The following is a 3013-nucleotide window of genomic DNA, read 5'->3' as shown; positions in this document are numbered from 1 at the left end:
GCAGAGACAAATTCTGGCTTTTTTTTTATTGGGTTTGTGGTTATGGTGAGCGTCTAAAAACAATAAACGGGGATGGCTTAAATGGGTGTTAGATTTTTATGTATACCGCTACTGGTACTGGCCTTTTATAGTGTTGCTCGGGAAGAGACTGCGAGTAAAGATATCTCTGCTTTTACCCAAGATATGCAACACCAAGGTGGATTTTACGATTTTTATTATCAGCTTGAACAAGACAAAATCTATCTAAAAATTAATGAATTTGATCAAGCGTTTTTGTTCCAAAGCAGTATGCCGCAGGGCATTGGCTCGAATGATATTGGGCTTGATCGTGGCCAATTGGGTGAAACCCGTTTAGTTAAATTTGAGCGCTACGGCAACAAGGTATTGCTGAAACAACTGAATACGGCTTATCGCGCCTCATCTAGCAACCTGGCTGAACAAGCCAGCATTGATGAAGCCTTTGCCGATTCGGTGATTGTTGGTTTGCCTGTTGTGGCAACCGAGGGCAGTGCGGTACTGGTGGACTATACGGCTTTTTTGCTGTCAGATATTCATAACATTGGTGCACAATTGGCGTCAACTAATCAGGGCAGCTTTAGCCCTGACCCTATGCGCAGTGGTGTGTATTTACCGCGCAGTAAAGCCTTTGTTGATAATACTGAACTTGAAGCACTCGTGACCTTTGGTGGCAGTAAGGCGGGCGAGTATGTGCGCCAAGTAACGCCTGATTCGAGCAGCATTTCGGTGCATTTGCATCATTCTTTAATTCGCTTACCTGATGATCAATACCAAACGCGGCAGTTTACGCCCTTTTCAGGCTATTGGTCTGTGGCTTATCAAGACTACTCGGCACCACTGGGTGAGAGCATGACGGTTAGCATGATCCCGCGCCACCGACTTCATAAAAAAGATCCAACTGCAGCAGTGAGTGAAGCGGTTGAGCCCATTATTTATTATCTTGATCCGGGTATTCCTGAGCCGGTGATGAGTGCTTTAAAAGAAGGGGCGCTGTGGTGGGATCAAGCATTTAGCGCAATTGGTTATAAAAATGCGTTTCAGGTTAAGGTACTACCTGAGGGGGCAGACCCAATGGATGTGCGTTATAACGTAATTCAATGGGTGCACCGTGCCACCCGTGGTTGGTCTTATGGGTCGTCGGTAATTGATCCGCGTACCGGTGAGATCCTCAAAGGCCACGTGACCTTGGGCTCATTGCGTGTTCGCCAAGACTATTTAATTGCGCTCGGCTTAACCAGCCCGTTTAGTGAGGATGCCAGTAAGGATAAAAACGTTAATACTCAAGTGCAAAAAGACATGGCGCTTGCTCGTATTCGTCAGTTGTCTGCCCATGAAGTAGGGCATACCTTGGGTATTGCCCATAATTTTTCTGCCAGTGAATATGGCCGTGAGTCGGTGATGGATTATCCACACCCGCAAGTATCGATTAAAAATGGGCAGATAAGTTTAGACGATGCTTATGCCATAGGCATGGGCGCGTGGGATAACTATGTAATCGCTTACGGCTACCAAGATTTTCCGGCAGAGGTTGATGAATATTCTGCGTTAACCGCTTTAGTCAAGCAGGCCAGAGACAAAGGCTACCGTTATCAGTCTGACCCCGATGCACGACCCTCACATGCCGCTAATCCTTCAGGTAATTTGTGGGATAACGGCGCTGATGCAGTTGCCGAACTGGCTCGAATCAATGAAATACGTGAGCTTGCCTTAAGTAATTTTGGCCTGAAAAGTCTCAAAGCAGGGAGTAGCTTGGCCTCACTTGAAGAAACACTCGTGCCAATCTATTTATTGCATCGTTACCAGTTAGACGCGGTGGCTAAGTTAGTGGCTGGAGTTGAGTATGAGTATGAGCTCAAAGGTGATTATTCAACTCCTAAAGGCGCGGTGCCAGTTGGCTTAGACCAGCAAAAAGCAGCCATTAAAGCCTTAATTGAAACGATTGATCCGAAGTATTTAGCGATCCCTAACTCTGTGGTGCAACTCATTACACCAAAGGCATATGGCGAGTCTCGTAATCGCGAGAGCTTTAAAGGCCGCAGCGGCTTAACCTTTGATCCAATCAGCGCTGGTGAGTCTGCGGCAAGTTATACCCTTGGTTTATTATTAAAAGCTGAGCGTTTGAACCGTTTAGCCCAACAGGCTGAGCAACAAAGAGGCTTACCTGATGTACAGAGTGTGTTAAGTCAGATATTTGCGGCAAGTATTCAAGGCAGAGCTAGCAGCGAATTGGCCCAGCGCATTAATTTTGTAGTACTTGATGCGGTGGTAAGAGCGAGTTTACAAAGCAACTTAGCGCCTGAAGTACGGGCGGATGTTGAATTGCAACTGACTAATTTGTACGGATGGCTGAAAAACAATAAACGCAATCCGCACAACAAAATTATGGCTAAACAGCTTGAGCAGTACTGGCAAAGCGGCGAGTGGCAATCGCTATTTAGCGTATTACCTTTACCGCCAGGGTCACCCATTTAAATGATACAGTTAAACAATAACCTACGTTTTTGCCCCCAGTGCGGGGCACAATGTTTTTCGCAGCGCTGCGCCAAGTCATTAGTGTGCAGCGAATGTGGCTTTACCTATTTTCATAACGTCGCAGCAACTGTCACTGGCTTTATTTTTTATCAAGATAAGCTGTTATTAGTTAAACGCGGCCAGCAACCCTGCTTGGGCATGTTGGACTTGCCTGGAGGGTTTGTCGACCCTGCAGAGTCTAATGAAGAGGCTTTAGCCAGAGAGCTGATGGAAGAGCTGCAATTACCGCTTGAGTCGATGGCGTATTTGTTTTCGTATTCGAATACTTATACCTACAAAGAAGTGACATACCCCACCTTAGACAGCTTTTTTATGATCACGCTTAATGCCTTGCCTGAACTGATAATACAAGAGTCTGAAATCAGCGATTTTTGCTGGTTAAAGCCTACTGATATTGACCCTGAAAGTTTGGCCTTTGATTCACATAAAAAAGCCTTAAAAGCAGTGATGGCAAGGTTGTTTT

Annotated in this window: 2 protein-coding genes; both read left to right on the top strand. The window is 45.7% G+C overall.

Annotated elements, in window-relative coordinates; translation table 11 throughout:
• The first annotated feature begins 81 nt into the window (after positions 1 to 81).
• Positions 82 to 2490, top strand: coding sequence for a zinc-dependent metalloprotease (locus NWQ57_RS11930; RefSeq protein ID WP_372340918.1), 2409 nt, complete (start codon positions 82 to 84; stop codon positions 2488 to 2490).
• Positions 2491 to 3013 (top strand): NUDIX domain-containing protein (locus NWQ57_RS11925; protein ID WP_306022374.1); only part of this gene is annotated, 523 nt, incomplete at its 3' end. It abuts the gene before it with no gap.

It is taken from the genome of Paraglaciecola sp., from assembly GCF_030730205.1.
Classification (GTDB): domain Bacteria; phylum Pseudomonadota; class Gammaproteobacteria; order Enterobacterales; family Alteromonadaceae; genus Paraglaciecola.
This window is presented reverse-complemented; position numbering and strand designations above follow the sequence as displayed.

Excerpts from the sequence above, each read along its gene's own strand:
- NWQ57_RS11930 (WP_372340918.1), top strand. The coding sequence starts at position 82 with ATGGGTGTTAGATTTTTATGTATACCGCTACTGGTACTGGCCTTTTAT.